This is a genomic window from Paenibacillus rhizoryzae (genome assembly GCF_059686995.1).
Map to the genome: position 1 here is coordinate 537,221 of NZ_JCAALT010000004.1, position 18,695 is coordinate 555,915.

13 protein-coding genes are annotated in these 18,695 nt (G+C 50.5%); 2 read left to right on the plus strand and 11 right to left on the minus strand.

Annotated elements, in window-relative coordinates:
* Positions 1 to 61: 61 nt before the first annotated feature.
* Both AC6ESO_RS14875 and AC6ESO_RS14880 read right to left on the minus strand, forming a co-directional pair.
* Positions 62 to 967 (minus strand): carbohydrate ABC transporter permease, encoded by a 906-nt coding sequence (locus AC6ESO_RS14875; RefSeq protein WP_497092017.1) that lies wholly within the window; start codon positions 965 to 967, stop codon positions 62 to 64.
* An 80-nt stretch (positions 968 to 1,047) separates the two neighbouring features.
* Positions 1,048 to 2,520 (minus strand): sugar ABC transporter substrate-binding protein, encoded by a 1,473-nt coding sequence (locus AC6ESO_RS14880; protein ID WP_497092018.1) that lies wholly within the window; start codon positions 2,518 to 2,520, stop codon positions 1,048 to 1,050.
* A 206-nt stretch (positions 2,521 to 2,726) separates the two neighbouring features.
* Here AC6ESO_RS14880 and AC6ESO_RS14885 point away from each other — a divergent pair, with 206 nt between their 5' ends.
* Positions 2,727 to 4,568, plus strand: a complete 1,842-nt coding sequence (locus tag AC6ESO_RS14885; protein WP_497092151.1) for a sensor histidine kinase — start codon at positions 2,727 to 2,729, stop codon at positions 4,566 to 4,568.
* Positions 4,546 to 6,141: a response regulator gene (locus tag AC6ESO_RS14890; RefSeq protein ID WP_497092019.1), complete on the plus strand. Its 1,596-nt coding sequence runs from the start codon at positions 4,546 to 4,548 to the stop codon at positions 6,139 to 6,141. The genes AC6ESO_RS14885 and AC6ESO_RS14890 overlap by 23 nt, the downstream gene beginning before the upstream one ends.
* Before the next feature lie 65 nt (positions 6,142 to 6,206).
* Here AC6ESO_RS14890 and AC6ESO_RS14895 read toward each other — a convergent pair whose 3' ends face one another.
* From AC6ESO_RS14895 to AC6ESO_RS14935, 9 genes are all read right to left on the minus strand, one after another.
* Entirely contained in the window at positions 6,207 to 6,944 is a 738-nt protein-coding gene (locus AC6ESO_RS14895; protein WP_497092020.1) for a Bax inhibitor-1/YccA family protein, read from the minus strand.
* A gap of 49 nt (positions 6,945 to 6,993) precedes the next feature.
* Positions 6,994 to 7,272, minus strand: coding sequence for a hypothetical protein (locus tag AC6ESO_RS14900; RefSeq protein ID WP_497092021.1), 279 nt, complete (start codon positions 7,270 to 7,272; stop codon positions 6,994 to 6,996).
* Between the two features lie 325 nt (positions 7,273 to 7,597).
* Complete coding sequence (locus tag AC6ESO_RS14905) at positions 7,598 to 9,376, minus strand: sensor histidine kinase (protein WP_497092022.1); 1,779 nt, start codon at positions 9,374 to 9,376, stop codon at positions 7,598 to 7,600.
* Between the two features lie 103 nt (positions 9,377 to 9,479).
* Positions 9,480 to 10,325, minus strand: a complete 846-nt coding sequence (locus AC6ESO_RS14910; protein ID WP_497092023.1) for an NAD-dependent epimerase/dehydratase family protein — start codon at positions 10,323 to 10,325, stop codon at positions 9,480 to 9,482.
* A 36-nt stretch (positions 10,326 to 10,361) separates the two neighbouring features.
* Positions 10,362 to 11,582 (minus strand): enolase C-terminal domain-like protein, encoded by a 1,221-nt coding sequence (locus AC6ESO_RS14915; protein WP_497092024.1) that lies wholly within the window; start codon positions 11,580 to 11,582, stop codon positions 10,362 to 10,364.
* A gap of 45 nt (positions 11,583 to 11,627) precedes the next feature.
* Positions 11,628 to 14,315 carry a glycosyl hydrolase family 28-related protein gene (locus tag AC6ESO_RS14920; protein WP_497092025.1) on the minus strand — a complete coding sequence of 896 codons (2,688 nt, stop codon included), beginning with the start codon at positions 14,313 to 14,315 and terminating at the stop codon, positions 11,628 to 11,630.
* Between the two features lie 154 nt (positions 14,316 to 14,469).
* Positions 14,470 to 16,083 (minus strand): DUF3502 domain-containing protein, encoded by a 1,614-nt coding sequence (locus AC6ESO_RS14925; RefSeq protein WP_497092026.1) that lies wholly within the window; start codon positions 16,081 to 16,083, stop codon positions 14,470 to 14,472.
* 71 nt (positions 16,084 to 16,154) lie between these two features.
* Complete coding sequence (locus AC6ESO_RS14930) at positions 16,155 to 17,039, minus strand: ABC transporter permease subunit (RefSeq protein WP_494820064.1); 885 nt, start codon at positions 17,037 to 17,039, stop codon at positions 16,155 to 16,157.
* A gap of 33 nt (positions 17,040 to 17,072) precedes the next feature.
* Positions 17,073 to 18,050 carry an ABC transporter permease subunit gene (locus AC6ESO_RS14935; protein WP_494820065.1) on the minus strand — a complete coding sequence of 326 codons (978 nt, stop codon included), beginning with the start codon at positions 18,048 to 18,050 and terminating at the stop codon, positions 17,073 to 17,075.
* Between the last annotated feature and the right edge of the window lie 645 nt (positions 18,051 to 18,695).

The following is an 18,695-nucleotide window of genomic DNA, read 5'->3' on the forward strand; positions in this document are numbered from 1 at the left end:
TCCGGATCCTCCAAATTAGATGAATGCTGAGTCGACTGGAAGTCTTCTCAAACCAATCATCTTAATCCCTGTTGGACAATTTAAGCTGCAAATAAGTGATCAGCGCGATGATTACGAACATAACGAGTGAGATCGAACCCGCTACCCCAAATCGGAACTCCTTAAAGGAGCTATTGAACACGAGCATCGCCAGTGTCCGCGTGCTGTTCGCCGGTCCGCCGCCAGTCATAATGTACATCGGGTCAAACGTTAGGAATACACCGCTTATAAACGATATAAACTGAATCCCAATAACGAACTTCAAGCTTGGAAACACGATCGCGGTCATTCTGCGCCAAGGCCCGGCACCATCGATCTTGGCTGCCTCAACGTTCTCGCTCGGAATACCCTGAAGCGCCGAATAGTAGATGAGCATCCCCATTCCGGTTGCAAACACGCCCGGCAGTACAATCGACCATTTGGACATAGCGGGATCGTTAAGCCAGCCATATGGACCAAGTCCGATGAAGCTGAGCAGGTAGTTCAATAACCCGTAATCCGGATTATAAAGCCATTTCCAAAGCAGGTAGCCTGCTACTGACGGAACGGCAGTTGGGAGCAAGTACAACGAACGCATCGTTTTGCTGGCAAATTTAACTTCGTTTAACAAGACCGCTTGGACAATAGGCACCCAGAACGTAAGTATGAAATAAATAAAAAAGAAAGCAAAGGTGTTCCGGAGCGCGTTCCAGAACTCCGTCGAATGCCATAAATACTTATAATTATCCAGCCAGACAAACTTGCCGGGCGGGTTAATGACCTTGTAATCAAAGAAACCCATATATACGGCTTGCAGCAGCGGGTAATATTTAAATACCAAGAAACACACGATAGCCGGTGTCAGGAAAAAGATAGGCGTCCACGATATCTTAAATCGGTAAGGTGTCTTTAATCGCACTTGCGGCTGCTGCTGGGTAGCTGTTTTCATCGCTTCCGCTTCCTTTCGGAATTACAGGCGGAGCAGCTCACGGCATGATTAGCCCGCTCGCTGCCTCCGCCTGCGTCATATTATTTCTTCACGGATGCGTTATACGCATCGACAACTTCTTTCTGAGCTGCATCTTGCGCTTCTTGAAGCAGTTGTTTCGGATCCGATTTCTCATCCGTCAACGCTTTTTGTACCGCTTTAACTACATAAGGAGTAAGACGCTCTTTCAAGAAGTACTCCAGGTGAGTATCGGAAGCCGCTTTGTTTACAGCAGCAACGAGCTCAGGTGAGATATCTTTCGCGAATTTGGAAGGATCCACGTCGTTGCGAACGGACAGCAGGTTCGGGAACATTCCGTTGTCTTGTTGGAATTGCAGGAATTTCTCCATCACTTCTTTGGAGTTCATGTACGTGATGTATTTCCAAGCTGCATCTTGTTTTTCTTTGGAAGTCTTAGGATTGATGATCCAGTACGCGCCGCCGATTTGGCCTGGACCTTTGCCACCAGGACCTACCGGATACGGTGCAAAGCCTACATCATTCAGATCCATACCTTGAGCAACATAGTCGCCGAATCCGCCGGATGCCGCATTGGACATCGCTGCGCGGCCTTGGAAAATATCGTTCATGTTGTCTTGGTAGCTTTGGAGCACGTTATTTTGAACGATTTTATGCGTCCATTTCAAATCTTTGTAGAACTGAAGGGCTTTAACGGAAGGATCTTCTGTGAAGGCCAATTGTACAGTACCGTCTGGCTGCAGGTGCGTCAGGTCGCCGCCGGCTTGCCATACATAGTACTCGAACCACCAGTCAGCCCACTCCATACCCAGAAGCGTGATTCCGTATTGTTTCTTGTCTACGTTAGTCAGCTTCTTACCGAACTCAACCAGTTGATCCCAGTTTGCAGGAGGCGTATCGCGATCAAGTCCTGCTGCTTCGAACATCTTCTTGTTCCAGAACAAACCTGTTACATACATATCGTGAGGCACGCCGTAGACTTTGCCGTCGATTGTGCCGGCTTGCATCGAGGAAGCGATAAATTTATCTTTGTCCGCATATCCATCCCAGTACGGAGTCAGGTCAAGCGCAAGGCCTTGGCCAACCCAGTCAGCAATAATTGGGAAGTGAGCTGCGTGGTAAGCATCAGGTCCGTTGCCGCCAGCCATTGCTGTAACGAAAACTTCACGGTCGTTCGTACCTTGCGGCATCAATTCATGCTTGACTTTAATGCCAGGGTTATCGGTTTCGAATTGCGCATAGATCTCTTCTTTCAACTCTTTCTGTGTATCTTCAGGTGTCGGTTGGTCCCAAACCGTAATTTCGACGTTCGCGGCCGGTGTATCTGTAGTAGCTGCTTCATTTGTTGCAGCATTATTCGTGTTGTCAGTTGCTTCTGTAGTTGTTGTGTCTGCGTTCGTTGTCGTGCTCGTGTTGTCTGAAGTTGTGTTGTTTGTTGTGTTGTTATTACCGCCCCCACAAGCAGAAACAATAAGCGTCAGAACCATGATACATGCTAAAACTGTCCATCTTCTAAGTCGTTTTGCGTTGTTCAATTGACTGCCTCCCCTTAAATGATTTCTTCTACAACTGTAGTATAGTCCCTGATTGAGAGCGCTTTCTATGTAATATCCTAACATCCTATTAGCAATATTTTAACTTTTATCTGTAAATTCAGAATCATCAATAAAGGAAAACTTCGGAAGTTGTCGAATACTCGGAGTAAGCGCTATCAGTGGCTGGAGGGGTTTGTTTGAGCAAGATGTGGTCTTTCCTTCAAAGTCTTAACAATCAATTCCGCAGCAAAATGATTTTATCCTTCTTTATTGTCATCAGCCTTACGGCTTTTATCATGGGCTATTCGTACTATAGAATTATGAGCAACGAACTAGAAGCCTCCACCTTGCAAGGCCTTGAGAAGCTGACGGAACAAACGGTGGATACACTCGACCTCCATTTTAAGACGATCGGAAATACCGGATACAGCTACTTCAGCGATACGTCGCTGCAGAAATTTCTGGATGCCCCTCTCAACTTTGATACCCAGCAGTATTATCGAAACAAGCTCGCCTCCCAGAAAGTACAAAACCCGCTCATATCATTCATCGCTATCACGGACCTAAAAGGCGAGCAGATCAGCAGTTATTACTACTACAATGCTAGCGTAAGAAAGCTGCTGGATCAGGAACAAGCTATCTTGTACCGGAAGGCGCTCGATCAGGATGGTTTCCCTTTCTGGGGCGTGTCCTACACAACAATCAGCACAACGGTAACACCTGTCAAAACCATCAGCTACATTCAGCTGCTGAAACGAATTACGATGAATGCCCAGCATCCCATCGGCTACATCAAGATCGATATTGATCCCCGCGTGCTGGAGAAAACCTTGCTGGGCTTACAGAATGATGACGGCAGTACGTATTATATCGCGGATACAAGCGGTCATATTGTGTACTCCCGCAACGAAGAAGAGATCGGCAAATCGATTGCCGGCACCCCATTATTCACCGGCTACAAGGAAGCGCAAGTAAATCAGAAATACATGGATTTCCGGTTCGAGGACGACGATGAGAACACCAATATCGGCTTCTATCGCAAGCTTAGCGTCAGCGATTGGGTCGTCATCGGCAGCGTGCCGCTTGACCGGATTTTGCAGAAGGTGGATACGTTCCGAAATACGCTCATTCTCATCGCTGCCATCAGCTTCTTGATCGCCATGCTGCTCGGTTCCATCATTGCCGCCAGTGTTACGCGTCCGCTTAAGGAATTGAATAAGAAGATGAAGCTCGTAGAGATGGGCGACTTTCAAGCGTTCATTGAAGTTAAAGGCGCGGATGAGCTCTCTACCATTCAGCACAGCTTCAATAAGATGACATCCGAAATCAGCACGCTTATTTCCAAGGTGTATGAAACGGAGCTGCTGAAGAAAGAAGCGGAGATCAAAGCGCTGCAAACGCAAATCAATCCTCACTTCCTGTACAACACCCTCAGCACCATCGACAGCATCTCATCTATTCATGGCGATGAGCGAATCTCCTATATCTGTCTGGCACTTGGCAAGATGCTCAGGTACAACTTGAACGGCGGGAACATTGCCACGATCCGGGAAGAAATGGATCACTTAAACCAATATCTATCGATTTACAAAATCCGTTTTCCCGAGAAGTTCCACTATGAGATCCATACCGATGAGCAAATCGACTCGTTTATTCTGCCGAAGTTTCTCATTCAGCCTCTTGTAGAGAATGCGATCATCCACGGACTGGAGCAGAAGGTGGGCTACAAATTTGTCCGCGTTTCACTCATGAGCCTCGATGAGCATTCGCTGCAAATTATCGTCGAAGATAACGGCGTCGGCATGGAACCGGCCATTATAGAACTGTTTCATCGCAAGCTTAGCGATCCGAATGACATCATGTCCCGCCAGGTTTCCTCTCGAACGATGATCGGACTCGCCAATGTCTTTAAACGGATCCAGATGTATTATGATACCGATCCTCAGGTTGTCATCGACAGCAAGCCGGGATCGGGAACACGGATTTATTTTGTATTGCCAAAGCAAACGGCAGGAGGCGGTACCGATGAAAGTATTGATCGTAGATGATGAGCCGTTGCTTCGAGAAGGGTTAATTCGCAAAATCGCCTGGGAGCCGCTAGGCTTACAGCTTGCAGGTGAAGCCGGTGACGGCTTTGAAGCCATGTTTCAGCTGGCGAATTGTCAGCCGGATATCGTCCTGACCGACGTTCGCATGCCGGGGATGGACGGGCTGCAGTTCATCAACTCTGCACGGGTGAATTTCCCGCGAACGAAATTCGTGATCATCAGCGGGTTTGATGAGTTCGAATATGTGCGCGAAGCGCTTCTCTATAATGTAAGAGACTATCTGCTTAAGCCGATCGACAAAGAGAAGCTGAACGTGCTGCTCGAAGGCATTTGCGAGGAGCTGCGGAAAGAACAGCAGGAAGCGGCCGATCGCAGCAAGCTGAGCGAGCTAAGCGATATGATACGCCAGAGTAATCTGCAGCCGCTCGACTTCCAATTGACTCATCTGATCTCGGAGCAGGAGCCCCGCTGGGATGGGATTCCCATGAGTCTCATGCAATGCACTTCCTTCGTCGGCGCATCGGTCAAGATCGTGTACCGCAACGAATCTTCTCGCTTTCAAGAGAACGAAGAGCCGCTTGCGAGGTTCGCGATTCAGAATATTATCGAGAACACACTCGCCGCTGAGGCCGGTATTCAATTTCTGGCATTCAAGCATGCTTACCACTCCGAGGAGATCGTTGTTTTCCTCGGATCGCGGAGCGAACTAGAGCTGCAAGGGCTGATCGAAACCTTCCATCAAACCGTAGAGTGGATCAAACAACATCTGGGTCTTGTGATCTCAATTGGCCTTGGCGGCATCAAGCAAGAGATGACGCAGCTTCGCCTCTCCTGTATGGAAGCGCGCAAGGTGCTGCAGAATCGCCTGCTCTTTGGCAACGGCAACGTCTATACCGAGATTGAACCTGCCTCCTCGGCCGCATCCGCCTACCCGCGCGTCTTCGTTCAAGCAGAACGCGGTCTTAGCGCGATGCTCGAGGACGGTAGGCATCAGGAGTTTCTGGATTATGCGGGCCAGCTGTTCCGCACGCTCGCCGAAACATCCGGCGCCAGATACGAGCAAGTGGAGTATCTCTACACGGATATCGTTCATCTGTTGCGAAAGCATGCAGCCAAGACCGCGACTGATCTGCCCAATTGGAACCTAGGCACGCCAATTGCCAGCTTGGATAATCTCCGAAGCTGGAAGGATATTATCGACATTATCGAGCAGCAGCTGCAGCGTCTCAGCGGCATGCTGAACCGGGGAACCGATCAATCCTGCGACGAAATTATCGAGAGCGTTAAACAATACATCGAGGTTCATTATGCGGAGGAGCTGTCCCTGCAGTGGGTTGGGGAGACGTATTTCATTCATCCGAACTATTTCTCCAAACGCTTCAAGACGGTCGTCGGCATCAGCTTCAATGACTATCTAACCAAGGTGCGAATTGAGCGCTCCAAGGAACTGCTGCGGACGACAACGCTCAAAATCGCCCGGATCTCGCAGCTCGTCGGCTACGAGGATCAGAACTACTTCTGCAACGTGTTCAAGAAAATAACCGGAACCAGTCCTTCTGTGTTCCGAAGCTAGCAGGACAATAAAAAGCATCGTCTTCTTCTCGCGAAGAAACGATGCTTCTTTGTTACCTGCGATAGCTAGCGGCTGCGCAGCTTCGAGAGCAGGCGCAAAATTTCGATATACAGCCAGACAAGCGTCACGATCAAGCCGAACGCGCCGTACCATTCCATGTACTTCGGCGCCCCGCGTTCCGCTCCCTGCTCAATGAAATCGAAGTCGAGCACAAGATTAAGCGCAGCGATAATGACGATCACAAGCGAAATACCAATTCCGATCAAGCTGTTGTCATGCAAGTACGGCACCGTTACACCGAACATCCCAAGCACGATGCTGACGAGATAAACCAGCGCAATGCCTGCAGTCGCCGCGAACACGCCAAGCTTGAAGTTCTCAGTCGCTTTGATGATTCTTGTTTTGTACGCGAGCAGCAGCGCGATGAACACGCACATCGTAATTAACGCGGCTTGCAGCGTAATACCGTTAAATCTTCCTTCAAAGCTTGCCGAAAGCGCGCCTAGGAAAGCACCTTCCAGTGCGGCATAGACCGGTACGAGATAGCGCGCCGTTGTCGGTTTGAAGCTGATCACGAGTGCCAGAATCAATCCGCCTATTGCTCCGCCAATCGCAAACCCCGTAACATTCTGACCATTGAAATACATCGACCATGTGGCGAACGCGGCCCCAAGCAGAATGGCTAGTGTAATAAAAGCTTTGTTTACCGTACCTTCGATCGTCATGCGATCAGCACCGACATAGTGGCCTGATTTCTCGAAGGATTTGTCGTTCAAAGTAGGATTACCGCTTCGACCTAGCAAGATCAATCACCTCATCCATAGATTTACACCTATTATAGCATTATCACTATTATTCGGCATTAATCCAGCTTACGTCTTTATCTTTTAAATAAGCATGCCATTCCTTCGGCGCTTCCGCGTCGCTGACGATGATATCGACATCTTTGACATCCGCGATTTTGTAGAATTGCATGGCACCGAAGCTCGAAAACCCCTTCTCGATCATAATCCCGTCTATCGAAATAAAGGCTTTATCCGCGTAGAAGTGCTCCACCATTCGTTTCGTCAAGGACCCGCTCACTCTAGAGTGTTTAGCATTCACTTTGCCTCCGATAATTCCGTATTCCATTTTATTCGCATTTTACATTCCACCTTCCACATATGCCGCGATTCTAACGAACCGTACAGGCCTTATTCGGCCATATTTCGAGGCTCCGAGTATCTAACGAACCGTACAGTTCTTATATTGCTAAAAACACCTCCCAATCCCCCAAAAACCATCAAATAAGACCCCTACGGTTCGTTAGAATTTTCGTAGGGCTATTTAGAGGTAAATAAGACCTCTACGGTTCGTTAGAGCATTTTCCCAATAGGAAATCCTATCCAAAATGACAAAAGAACCTCTCGCGCTCAAATGAAGCGCAAGAGGTTCTTTTCAGTTACACAATCGAACCTTAAAGCATCGGGATCGCCAGCTGGAAGTGGATATAGCCCTCTACCATTTTCACATCGATGGTGCCTTTGTAATACTCAACACGTTCTTTAACGACAGCGAGCCCCAGCCCGCAGTGCTCCCCGCCGACTTTCGTGCTAAACCCCGTCCCGAACATTTGACTAACGCGTGAGGGATCGAAATCTTCATGCACCAGATTGGCAACGGAGAAGTACAGCATGCCTGCTTCCGACCAGCCTTTCACGATGACATGCCGCAGCTCCGGAGCCAGTCCGCTTACTTCGTCGAATGCGTTGTCGATGAGGTTACCGATGATTTTCACGATATCCACCGATTTAACGCCAAGCGACAAACCGTCGAGGCCCGTAAAATGATGGTCGAACAAAATCTTCGTTCTCATCGCTTGTGCCATCTTCGCCTGAATCAAGGCGGCGACAGCAGGATGGCCGATACGAATAATATCATTCACTTCATTGATCTCCTCAATGAGCTCCTCCATGTAGCGCAGCTGTTCTTCCTTCTTCCCCCTGGACAAGAGGGCATACATCGTTTGAACATGATTCAAGAAATCATGCCGCTGGCTGCGAATCTCCGTAAACATGACATCCATATTCTGAATGTACAGCTCTTGCGTGGAACGCACCGCGTTTTCCTTGCTCTTGCCGATAAACCGGAATACGAGATACATGCACAAAATGCTGAATATCGTGAACAGCACGACGAGCAGCGCTAGCCGAACTAACTGCATATTCAATGTTTGCTCGATCGAGCTGTAATCAGAGTCGATTACGATGACGTAAGGAACGTCTCGCTGCACTTCCGCCACTCGCGCCTTGGTCTCGATATAAACGAAGGTTTTGAGAATGGTTTTACCCTGCCATTTCTCCAGAATGCTTACCGGCTTGTTCGTTTGAACGGCCTTCGTAAAGCTGTCCATGTCATCGGCGTGTTTGATCTCATAACTGCCAAATAGAACAGGACGATCATAGATGGAGATAAAAGAATTCCCGTTATTATCTTTATAGAGCTTAGGCGGCTTGCCGAACGTAACTCCGTTTAAGCCTGCGATTTCAATAATGTCATGATTCGCCGCGATCGTTTTCTTCACAATCGTGTCGCTGCCGACGATCTCCTGATATTTCAAAACCTGATCGGCATTCACAAATACGGTAATAATATAATCCGTCGATCCGTCATTATAGAAGCCGAATTTGCTGACTTCGCTTGCGCCGGAGGCCGGAACCTCTGCGATGCCGGACCAGAAATTAGGCAAGCTTTGACCTTCAGGTATGGTTACATTGTGTTTCGTTAGCAGCTGGTCGTACGCCGTAAACCAGTATCCAAAAGGCTTCGTGCTCGTAATCTTAAGCTCGCTGGGCTCAGAGGATTTACGAACTCCGATATCATCACTGTTTGCCACTCGCTGCATAAGCGATATTCCCGCAACGCCGGCCTGCTTCGCTAGTGTACGAAGCTGTCCGTTCGTAACCTGATTCAGATCAGGACTAAGCTGTCCTTGGATGAACAATGCGGCCGTGCGCAGCTTCTCGCCGATCAGATCCTCCGTGTAGAATGAGCCTTCTTTCGATTGCTCAATCGAGGTTCGGATTTGATTGGCAGTAGCTGACATTCGCGCGGACAAGTCATCTTTTAACAGCGACTTGGTATACCAGTAGTAGGAAGCGTTATTAATCGCAACCAATAACACGGCAATACCGAAAATAATATAGATGATTCTGGCATTAATCCGCATGAAATACACACTTTCTCTCTGGGACAAATTGGAACTCTCTTAGTAGTATAGTTGCATCGTATGTAAGCTGTCTATGTGCAGATTTGTCAAAAAAAACAAAGAGCCCCCGCGTCAGAGGGGCTCCTTCCGTTCATTCCACTTGATCCTTCCACGAATAAATAGGCTTCCAGTTTAATATCCGGCAGGCTGCCTCATTGCTGACCAGCGCTTCTCGCCCTTCAAAGCTTCTTCTGCGGTCACGCACCTCCGGATAAAATTCATCCAGCAATCGCTCCGTATTCCAATCGCTCAGCGTATCGCTGCTTGTAATGTTGAGCGACACAGCCCCGTAGCCATCCGTCTTCAGCGCAGCAATCGTGGCGGAGACGGCGTCCCGGATATCGATATAGCTCCACAAAATATGTTTGTAATTGATCGGCTCATTCATGCGTGCAAGGAACGACTTGAGCTCATCCGGCGTGGCAATGAGCGAATACCGCATCGCAGCCACCTGCATGCCGGTACGGCGGTTGAACGTTTCGCCCGTCTGTTCATTGACGATCTTGGATAGACCGTAGCATTCCTGCGGCAGCTGAGGATGCGCCTCATTAACGGGTACATAATGAGGATCGAATTTCTTCGGCGCCCAGCAGAAGCCATACGAGGATTCGCTCGAGCCGAATACGACCTTCTGAATACCCAGCACCGAAGCCGCTTCAAACACGTTGTAAGTCGAGAGGACGTTGTTCGAGAACGTAAACTCGTTCGAAAATTGGCCCGGTGACGGGATAGCTGCCAAATGTGCAATGGCATCTGCTCCATTCACACCGCCAATCACTTGCCCCAAGTTCGACAAATCCACTGTGATTTGCCTGCAGCGCAGCTTATCTGACTTCTTATTATCCAATGCAATAACGGTATAGCCTTGGGCCAGCAGCTCATTCACGACCCACACGCCAAGCTTCCCGCTTGCTCCGGTTACGGCAATTGTTTTCAACGCATTCGCCCTCCTTGCTTTATTGCGCTGACCGTTCTAAGGACGGACAAGCGTTCCATCCGGTCTGCGGTCCAGTTTATACGGAATATGATAGGCTGACCGGCTCCAGCCATCATCCACGAGCAGTGCTGCTTTCTCCTCATCTATGTCGACCCCAAGGCCCGGCTTCTCCGATAAATAGAGATAGCCGCCTCTGCGCTCAACATGACCCGGGAAGGCCTCGCACTCCGCTTCTCTGAAATGATTGATTTCCTGAATGCCGAAATTCCAGACCGCGCGATCCAGATGAACGGCGGCCGCTTGGTTGACAGGGTCGTTCTCCCCGCCTTCTTGCCATGCCGTCCGAACGCCGAAGGTTTCGCCAAGCGCGGCAAGCTTGCGGCAGGCGCTGATGCCGCCGCCCTTGGACACGCGCACGCGGATGAAATCGATGAGCCTCTCCGTAATGAGGTCCGTCCATTCATGCGGACTGGTGAACAGCTCCCCAACCGCTTGCGGCGTCGAAGATTGCTGCCGCAGCTGACGGAACCAGCCGATCTGCTCCGGCGGCAATATATCTTCTAAGAAGAACAACTGGTAAGGATCCAGCCGTTTGGCCAGCTGTACAGCAGCGATCGGCTGAAGATGCGAATGGACGTCATGCGTAAACTGAATATCGTTGCCAAAAGTAACGCGCAGCTTCTCGAACATCGCCGGAATGGCATTCATATAGATCGCTTCATTGAACACATTGGAAGACCAGCTCGGAACAGGAACATTCGCTTGGTCTGCCGGCAAGAAGCCGCCGCCGCCATAGGAGCCAAGCTGGCAACGGATAACCGTGTAGCCTTCCTCCTTATAGCGGTGAACCGCTTCGGTCAGCTCCTCTTGATCGCGTCCGTCCGCATGGCCATAACAAGGGACAGCCGACCTGCAAGCGCCGCCGAGCAGCTGGTAAACCGGCAAATTGGCCTCTTTGCCTTTAATATCCCAAAGTGCCATATCGATGCCGCCGATAGCGGTTTGGGTAATGGAGCCATGCCGCCAATACCCGCTCGTATGCATCATCTGCCAAATATCCTCGATCTGGCCTGCCTCTCTGCCGATCAGCAGCGGGGCAAACAACTGCTCCACGACCTGAACGACGGCTTCCGGATTAAACATATCCGTTGCCGAGCCGATTCCGTACAATCCGTCTTGATCTGTCGTTACTTTTACGATGGTCCAACTGCCGTCATGCCGTGTTCGGATACATTTCACACCTGTGATCTTTGCCACTGTTTGCTCCTCCGATTCTTGGACCTATGAATGGAATTTAAAAACTCATAGGTGCATTTCGTTATAGATTGTGACCGTTCCCAAGGATGTCGTACCGTTATAGCGCATCAGATTCATCACGTTGACCGAGCCGCCGTCCACCTTCACGGTGTATCCGCCTGTGCCGAGATTATCCGTTCCTAAGTTGAATGCGTTTACCGTTCCCGACTGCACAACTAATCCGTTCTTGGAGCCGTAGGCAAAAACGTTAACCAGCTTCTCATCGGAAGCTCCGTTCACGGTTACAAGCGTCTCATTGGGTCTCGTAAACGCATCGATGACCTGCGAGAAGACGTTGCTCTCCACGACCCAGCCGGGAATGTTGTAGCCGGTGCGGCATACGGCGTTGCCGTTGGTGAGGATGCCGGTGATATACCCCGACGTACTGAGCCCTACAGTAATACCATTCTTGAACAAGGTCCCTTGTACCTTCTCCACATAGTGGTTATCATTGCGATTTGTCATCAAATCAATGGCGTTATACGAGTTAGGAAGTCCCACATTGACAATGTATACGCTGCTGCCGTTGCCTCTAATCGTATAAGGGAAAGCTTTTATTCCTGCTGCAGGGTTGTTCTCCGGATAAAAGATACGCAGCCCGCGTAATCCGGCAGTATTCCCGTTAAGAGTAATAAACGCCGTGCTCGAATCCGGTGCGGCCGTATCTTTACCTTCATAAGCGAATAACACCGTGCCAGCGCTTGATCCGCCTTGATCTCTCGTTGGCGATGAGGCTGAGCCGCGCAGCTCTACATTGGCCGGAACGGTCAAGTGCGTGCTGACCTTGAACCAGCCTGCCGGCACATAGACGACACCGCCGCCGGCGGTTCCCGCGGCATTCAGCGCGGATTGGATCGCGGAAGTTGCATCCACCGTCGGCAGCGCCGGTCCGCGCGAAGAGGTAAACGGGGCATTGTAAGGCGCTTTGGTGACATCATACAGCACGGCTCGGCTGACCTTCGGCGTAGCGGCAGAAGGGGACACAACCGGCGATGTTCCCGGTCCGGAGACCGTTACGGTGCCCGACGTACCGCCCGTAATATCGGAGTCGGTCACTTTTACATAACCGGCCGTGTTGTTCTGAACGGAAGCGGTGCTGCCCTTAAGCACGCTGCGCAGGAATGATACACCCCAGCGGGTGTCGATATTGTCCACCTTCACCGCGATATTCGTGTTCTGGATATTCGCCCAGATAAAGGCGCCTGAGAACTGAATTCGCTGGCCCGTTACGATGTTGATTCCGATATTGAAGTCGGATGCCTCCATCGCGTAGAACTGATCCCACTCCAAGTCGCCAAGCGTGAACGCAGTGGCGTTCGTACGCGTCCAGTTCTTAATCGTAGTCGCACTCGGCGCATTGTAGGATGCGCCTGCATTGGCCCAATACGAGCTGTTAAAATTCACATGCTCCCACGTGCCGACATCTGCGCCGTTATAGGCTTCCACGCCTCGGTATAGAATCGTGCCCTTCACGTTCTTCACTGTCGCTTGCTCATGCACCTGCGAACCGCCGGTATGGTCGGAAGCCATCGTGCTAATGCCGATTCCGCGATACGAGTTAAGCATCGTCACGTTCATGATGGACGCCGTCATATAATTCTCGTTGCTGATCCAGGCATTGCCCGGAATTTCGAAGGTGTAATTATAGTGAACCGGACTTGTCGCATTCTGGTTCGGATAATACACCGTCAAACCCTGTACGGAAGCGCTGCCGCCTATGCGAAACAGCACCGGCCCCGCATCGCCGGACGTCAGATTCGCAGCGATCGCAGTGCCGTAACTCCCGCTTCCGTTATCCGCATCGCGGTAATCGCCTCGGACGGAGCAGAACGCTCGCACCTGAATCGTGCCGGATACTTTGTAGGTTCCTGCAGGCAGCCATACCGTTCCCCCGCCATCGTTGTAGCAGGCGTCGATGGCATTCTGAATGGCGGCGGTCGCATCGCTCACACCTGTGTTATCCGCGCCGAAGGCCGTAACATTGTAGTCCGAAATCACAATATCGCTTGTCGGATAGACGGTGCTGACGATGACGCTGTTGCGAACAGAGCTTGTCGTCGTTGTATTGGAAATCGTAATGTCGTCGATGTAGCCGCGGTAGTTGCCTGTACTTCCTGCACGGTCATAGGCGACCCAAATGCGGTCGATCGTCTTTCCGGCATTCTGCACACCGAAGTTCGAATTGATCTGTGACCATGCATTGAGCGGAATTGTACCGCCATGGCCACCGGCCGGATGAACCGTATTCCCGTTCTGATCCACCGACCCGCTGTCGCGCAGCGTCGACCCATCCGTAAAATGAAAGTCAACTGCCATATACCTTCCGTTATCCTGCTGCGGATAGATGAAATATTGCAGCTTGGACGCCGAAGTCACGGGAATGCTGACGGTGAACACCTTGAAATACGCATACGTTGTCGATCCGCCGTTCGCGTTGCCTGAATACATAAGCGCCGAAGTACCGGTATGCGCCTGCTCGCCGGTACGCGGCGAAGCCTCCGGTGAAACGCCTGACGTTATACCGCTCACATTCGAAGAGAAATCGATGGCGTCCAAGAAATTCGGTGCGGTTTGACCGGATTCCAACCCTGTGGTGAACAGGATGGTATCTGCCGATGCCACCAGCGGTAAGAACGGAAAACAGGATACAGCGAGTAAGAGAGCCATGATGAGGGGAGAAAACCTCTTCTTCATAATCTACACCCTTTCCTATTTGTAATCGTTTACAAATAGAGTATAAGGGAGTCTCGCTGCAGCTTGTAATGAGTCAATCCGATAGTTATCTGGGGCAACCTTAGCTGTTTGGCGGCAAAAAATCCGCACCCTGTGAGAGGCGCGGATTTCTCGATTACTTCTTCGTAGCCAGGTAGGCGTCGATTTGTTTTTGCGCTTCTGCCATGATTTTGTCAAGGCCGTTTGCCTTCTGCTTCTCGATGTAATCCGCTACTGCTTTATCGACGTCTTTGGCATTTCCGAACTCGATCGGTTTGTGGAATTCTTCGATCGCTTGATCGCGTTTCGCTACTTCGTTCTTGATGTTATCTTCGGAGATGAACAGTCCGTCTACCGGCGAGTTTACGTTAACCGGCAATGCTGCGAATTCTGCTTCATGCACCCAGAAGTCTTTGCCGTAAGCCGGGTTTGGACGCATGAATTGCGGTTTCCACAACGCCCATTGGCCGCCCCATTCCATATAGTTACTTGTAGTCGTTTGCATGCCTTCCGGATAATTCGCTGTTTCGCCGTCGATCACATAGGTTTTGCCTTCGATTCCGTATTGTACGAGGTCATAGAGTGTTTTGTCCGTTTCGAGCATATCCAGGAATTGCAGCACGCGATCAGCATGCTCGGAGTTGCGGTTAATCGCTACGACGTTAGCCAGTGCTGTACGGTTGACATATTTCTTGTCAGGGTAGAGCAGCGAGCTGGACAGCTTGTAGGAAGGATCCGCGAAGCCTGGGTTTGCGTTCACCCATTCATGCGAGGAGTCGGTGTAGAACATTTTGCCGTTTCTCCATTGTGCTGCGCCGTCTTCTTTATCGATCATGGCATCTCTGTTGATGATTCCGTCGTCGTACCATTTTTTAGCCATAAGTGCTGCTTCTTTGTAGAACGGTTGTTGTTCAACCGGTTGGATCTTCACGGCCGGATCGTTCAGGTAGAAGCCCATGCCATGGAAGCCAAGGTCAACCCACTCATCGCGCTCCATATAGATGCCAAGCGGTGTGGAACGGGACAGCTTATCTTTCGGGAATGCTGCTTTCAGCTTGTGCAGGAAGGCATCGAGATCTTCAATGGTTTTGATGGAATCCACAGCCGGCGTAATGCCCGCTTTATCTGTCAGATCCACCCGCCATACCGCATATTTACGTTGGTTCATACTCATCGTCCAAGGAAGGCCGACGATTTTGCCATCGACTGTTGCAGCTGTCAGCGTGCCTTGCTCTTGATATTTAGCATACAAGGTTGGTGCAAATTTCGGGAGCAGGTCGTTGAGCGCCATGTAGGAGCCTTTGGCAGCCATCTGCTTATAGGAGAGCCAGTCGCCGTCAAAGTTCATGTCCCATTTATCGCCGGAAGCGGCCATAACGAGCATTTTGTCTTTAAAGTCGCCAAACGGGATAAAGTTGATATCGAATTTCACGTTAAGCCCTTTTGTTTTCACATAATCGCTGACCGCAGACCAAACCTCATCCGTAGCCGCTTTCTTGTCGCCGCCAAAATAGAACTTCAGCGTAACTTCCTCTTGCTCCTTAGCTGCGTTGTCCGTCGTTGCTGCCGCATTGTTCGTATCTTCTGTGGATGCATTCGTGGTGTTGTCAGCCGCTGCATTGGTTGTACCGGATGAATCTCCATTGTTTTTGCTGTTGTCATTGTTGCTTGAACTACATGCCGAAAGCATTAAGCTAAGCATAAGCACAATCGTGAGCAGCAGTGGAAGCTTGGAATGCATCTTCTTCATCGTGTACCTCTCCCCTTGAGCTTGTTTTTTATACTATCCGGCGCTACCGGTAGCGCCGTTATAGCTGTCAGTTACCCTTTCACTGCACCAACCATCAAGCCTTGGACAAAATACCGCTGCAAGAACGGATACAAGAAGACGATCGGCCCGATCGTTACTACCGTAAGGGCCATCTTGATGGACTCGGACGGCAGCTGCGCGGAGATGCGCTGCATATCGGCGGCATTGCTGGAGCTTCGGAGGAACTCCACGTTCGAAACGAGCGTTCGGAGCAGCAGCTGCAGCGGCTGCAGCTCTTGCTTATCGACGAACATGAGGCCGAGGAACCAATCGTTCCAGTACCCCAGTGCGACGAACAAGCCGACAGTGGCGAGAACCGGTTTGGATAAAGGCATGATCAGCTGGTAGTAGATGCGGTACTCGCTTGCTCCGTCCATTTTGGCGGATTCATAAATGTCCTCCGGGATGGAGAACAGGAAGTTGCGGATCAGGAACATATTGAAGGCGTTCGCCAGCGGTGGCAGAATCATCGCGAAGATCGTATCCTTCAGGTGAAGGTAATTGACGCATACGATGTACCAAGGTACTAATCCGCCGCTGAACAGCATCGTGATGATGACGTAGATCGAGAGAATGTTGCGGTATTTGAAAGAGCGCCGCGCCATGACATACCCGCCTAGGCTGGTCAGAAGAACCGAAAGCAGCGTGCCTGCAACCGTAACGATCATGCTGATTCCGTAGGCGTCCACAATTCGATTGGAGCCGAGGAGCAGAATCTCATACGACATGAACGTGATATGCCTTGGGAACAACGAGTAGCCGTTGTTTATAATATCGTTCTCCGTTGCGAGCGAGCCGGTAATGACCATGAGAAACGGCAGCAGACAAGCAAGGCTGAACAAGGAAATAATGACGATAATGATCGTTTGCGAGATGGATATACGTTTTACCGGCATGGTGCCCCTCCTTATGTTCGTCGCGAAGCGAAGTTAGAAAATAGCTGAGTCCTTGTCGACCTTCCTTGCGGCATAGTTGCTGCCAAGCACGAGAACGAAGGCAACGACCGATTGGATAAATCCGGCTGCCGAGGCCATTCCGATATCACCGGACTTCCGTAAGCTGCGATAGACCAGCGTATCAATAACATCTGTTGTCGGATAGAGGAGAGAAGCATCGCCGACCATGGCGTAAAACATCCCGAAATCCGCATTCATAATTCGCCCGACGGCGAGCAAGGTGAGGATGATGATCGTCGGCTTCAGCATCGGAATGCTGATATACCGGATCTGCTGCCAGCGTGATGCACCGTCGATGGAAGCGGCTTCATAATACGAGCTGTCAATACCCGTAAGCGCGGCCAAGTAGATGATCGTGCCATAGCCGGTTACTTTCCAGCGGATGGCGATGGTCAGAATGAGCGGCCACAGCCCTGCTTCGCTGTAGAAATCGATGGGCTGGAATCCTAACCATTCTACAATGCGATTGATCGCGCCATTCTCGTAGTTGAGCAAGTTGTATGTGAACACGCCGACGACGATCCAGGAGATAAAGAACGGGAGAAACGTGATCGACTGCGTAATTCGTTTAAAATATTTGTTACGCACTTCGTTCAGCATCAGAGCAAGTCCTACCTCGAAAATCAGCCCCACTGCGATGAACAAGCCATTGAGCAGGATGGTGTTTCGGACTGCGCGGGAAGCAGCATCCGAGGAGAGCAAGTAGTCGAAGTTGTTGAGAATGGGCTGCGCCCAAGGACTGCCGAAGATGCCTCTGGCGAAGTCGTAGTTCTTGAATGCGATGATGAGACCCGCGAGCGGCAAATAGTTGAAGACAAGGAGCAGGATGCCGACCGGGAGGAACATGACATAGAGCGAGTGGTTCCGCATGAGATCAGAGACGAAGCTCGACCTCTTGCGATAGACAGCTGCACGTATCGGTTTATTCACAACTTCGCTGCTTGGTTTCATTGGCGTCCTTACCTTTCCTGTTCGTGTTTGGTAGCTGCTTATCGTTGCTATAATCATCATAATGGATGGCCCGCAGACCTACTATGAGCCAAAATTAAACTTTGTGGTGTAAACTTGGCCTCTGCTGAGAAAGTTCGGCCTGTTTGGTGCGCCGCTGTGGATTAGAGCGGCAGACTTTGGGGCAAGTGTTGCTCTGTGAGCTACACTTGCTCGTGTTTCGCCGAACACATACTTTCAATTAGCCAACTAGCTGCTTATGTGTTGCTCTAGGAGCTACACTTTCTCTCAATCCGCCGATTTTCCGAGTATATGTTGCTCTGGGAGCTACACATACTCTCAATTCGTCAACTAGCTGCTCATGTGTTGCTCTGAGAGCAACTCTTGGCTGCTTTCCCGCCAATGTGCGGTAACCGATACCTCTCTTGTTGCTACTTCGCCCATTCCCCCGCCAATGTGCGGTAACCGATACCTCTCTTGTCGCTACTTCGACGCTTTCCCACCCATGTGCGGTAACTGCTACCTCTCTTGTTACTACTTCTCCCATTCCCCCACCCATGTGCGGTAACCGATACCTCTCTTGTTGCTACTTCTCCCTTTCCCTCACCCATGTGCGGTAACTGCCACCTCTCTTGTCGCTACTTCGAC

Bases quoted from the DNA above. Each gene is read 5' to 3' on its own strand.
- AC6ESO_RS14875 (WP_497092017.1), bottom strand. From the start codon at position 967: ATGAAAACAGCTACCCAGCAGCAGCCGCAAGTGCGATTAAAGACACCT.
- AC6ESO_RS14885 (WP_497092151.1), top strand. From the start codon at position 2,727: ATGTGGTCTTTCCTTCAAAGTCTTAACAATCAATTCCGCAGCAAAATG.
- AC6ESO_RS14890 (WP_497092019.1), top strand. From the start codon at position 4,546: ATGAAAGTATTGATCGTAGATGATGAGCCGTTGCTTCGAGAAGGGTTA.
- AC6ESO_RS14900 (WP_497092021.1), bottom strand. From the start codon at position 7,272: ATGGAATACGGAATTATCGGAGGCAAAGTGAATGCTAAACACTCTAGA.
- AC6ESO_RS14920 (WP_497092025.1), bottom strand. From the start codon at position 14,315: ATGAAGAAGAGGTTTTCTCCCCTCATCATGGCTCTCTTACTCGCTGTA.
- AC6ESO_RS14925 (WP_497092026.1), bottom strand. From the start codon at position 16,083: ATGAAGAAGATGCATTCCAAGCTTCCACTGCTGCTCACGATTGTGCTT.
- AC6ESO_RS14930 (WP_494820064.1), bottom strand. From the start codon at position 17,039: ATGCCGGTAAAACGTATATCCATCTCGCAAACGATCATTATCGTCATT.
- AC6ESO_RS14935 (WP_494820065.1), bottom strand. From the start codon at position 18,050: ATGAAACCAAGCAGCGAAGTTGTGAATAAACCGATACGTGCAGCTGTC.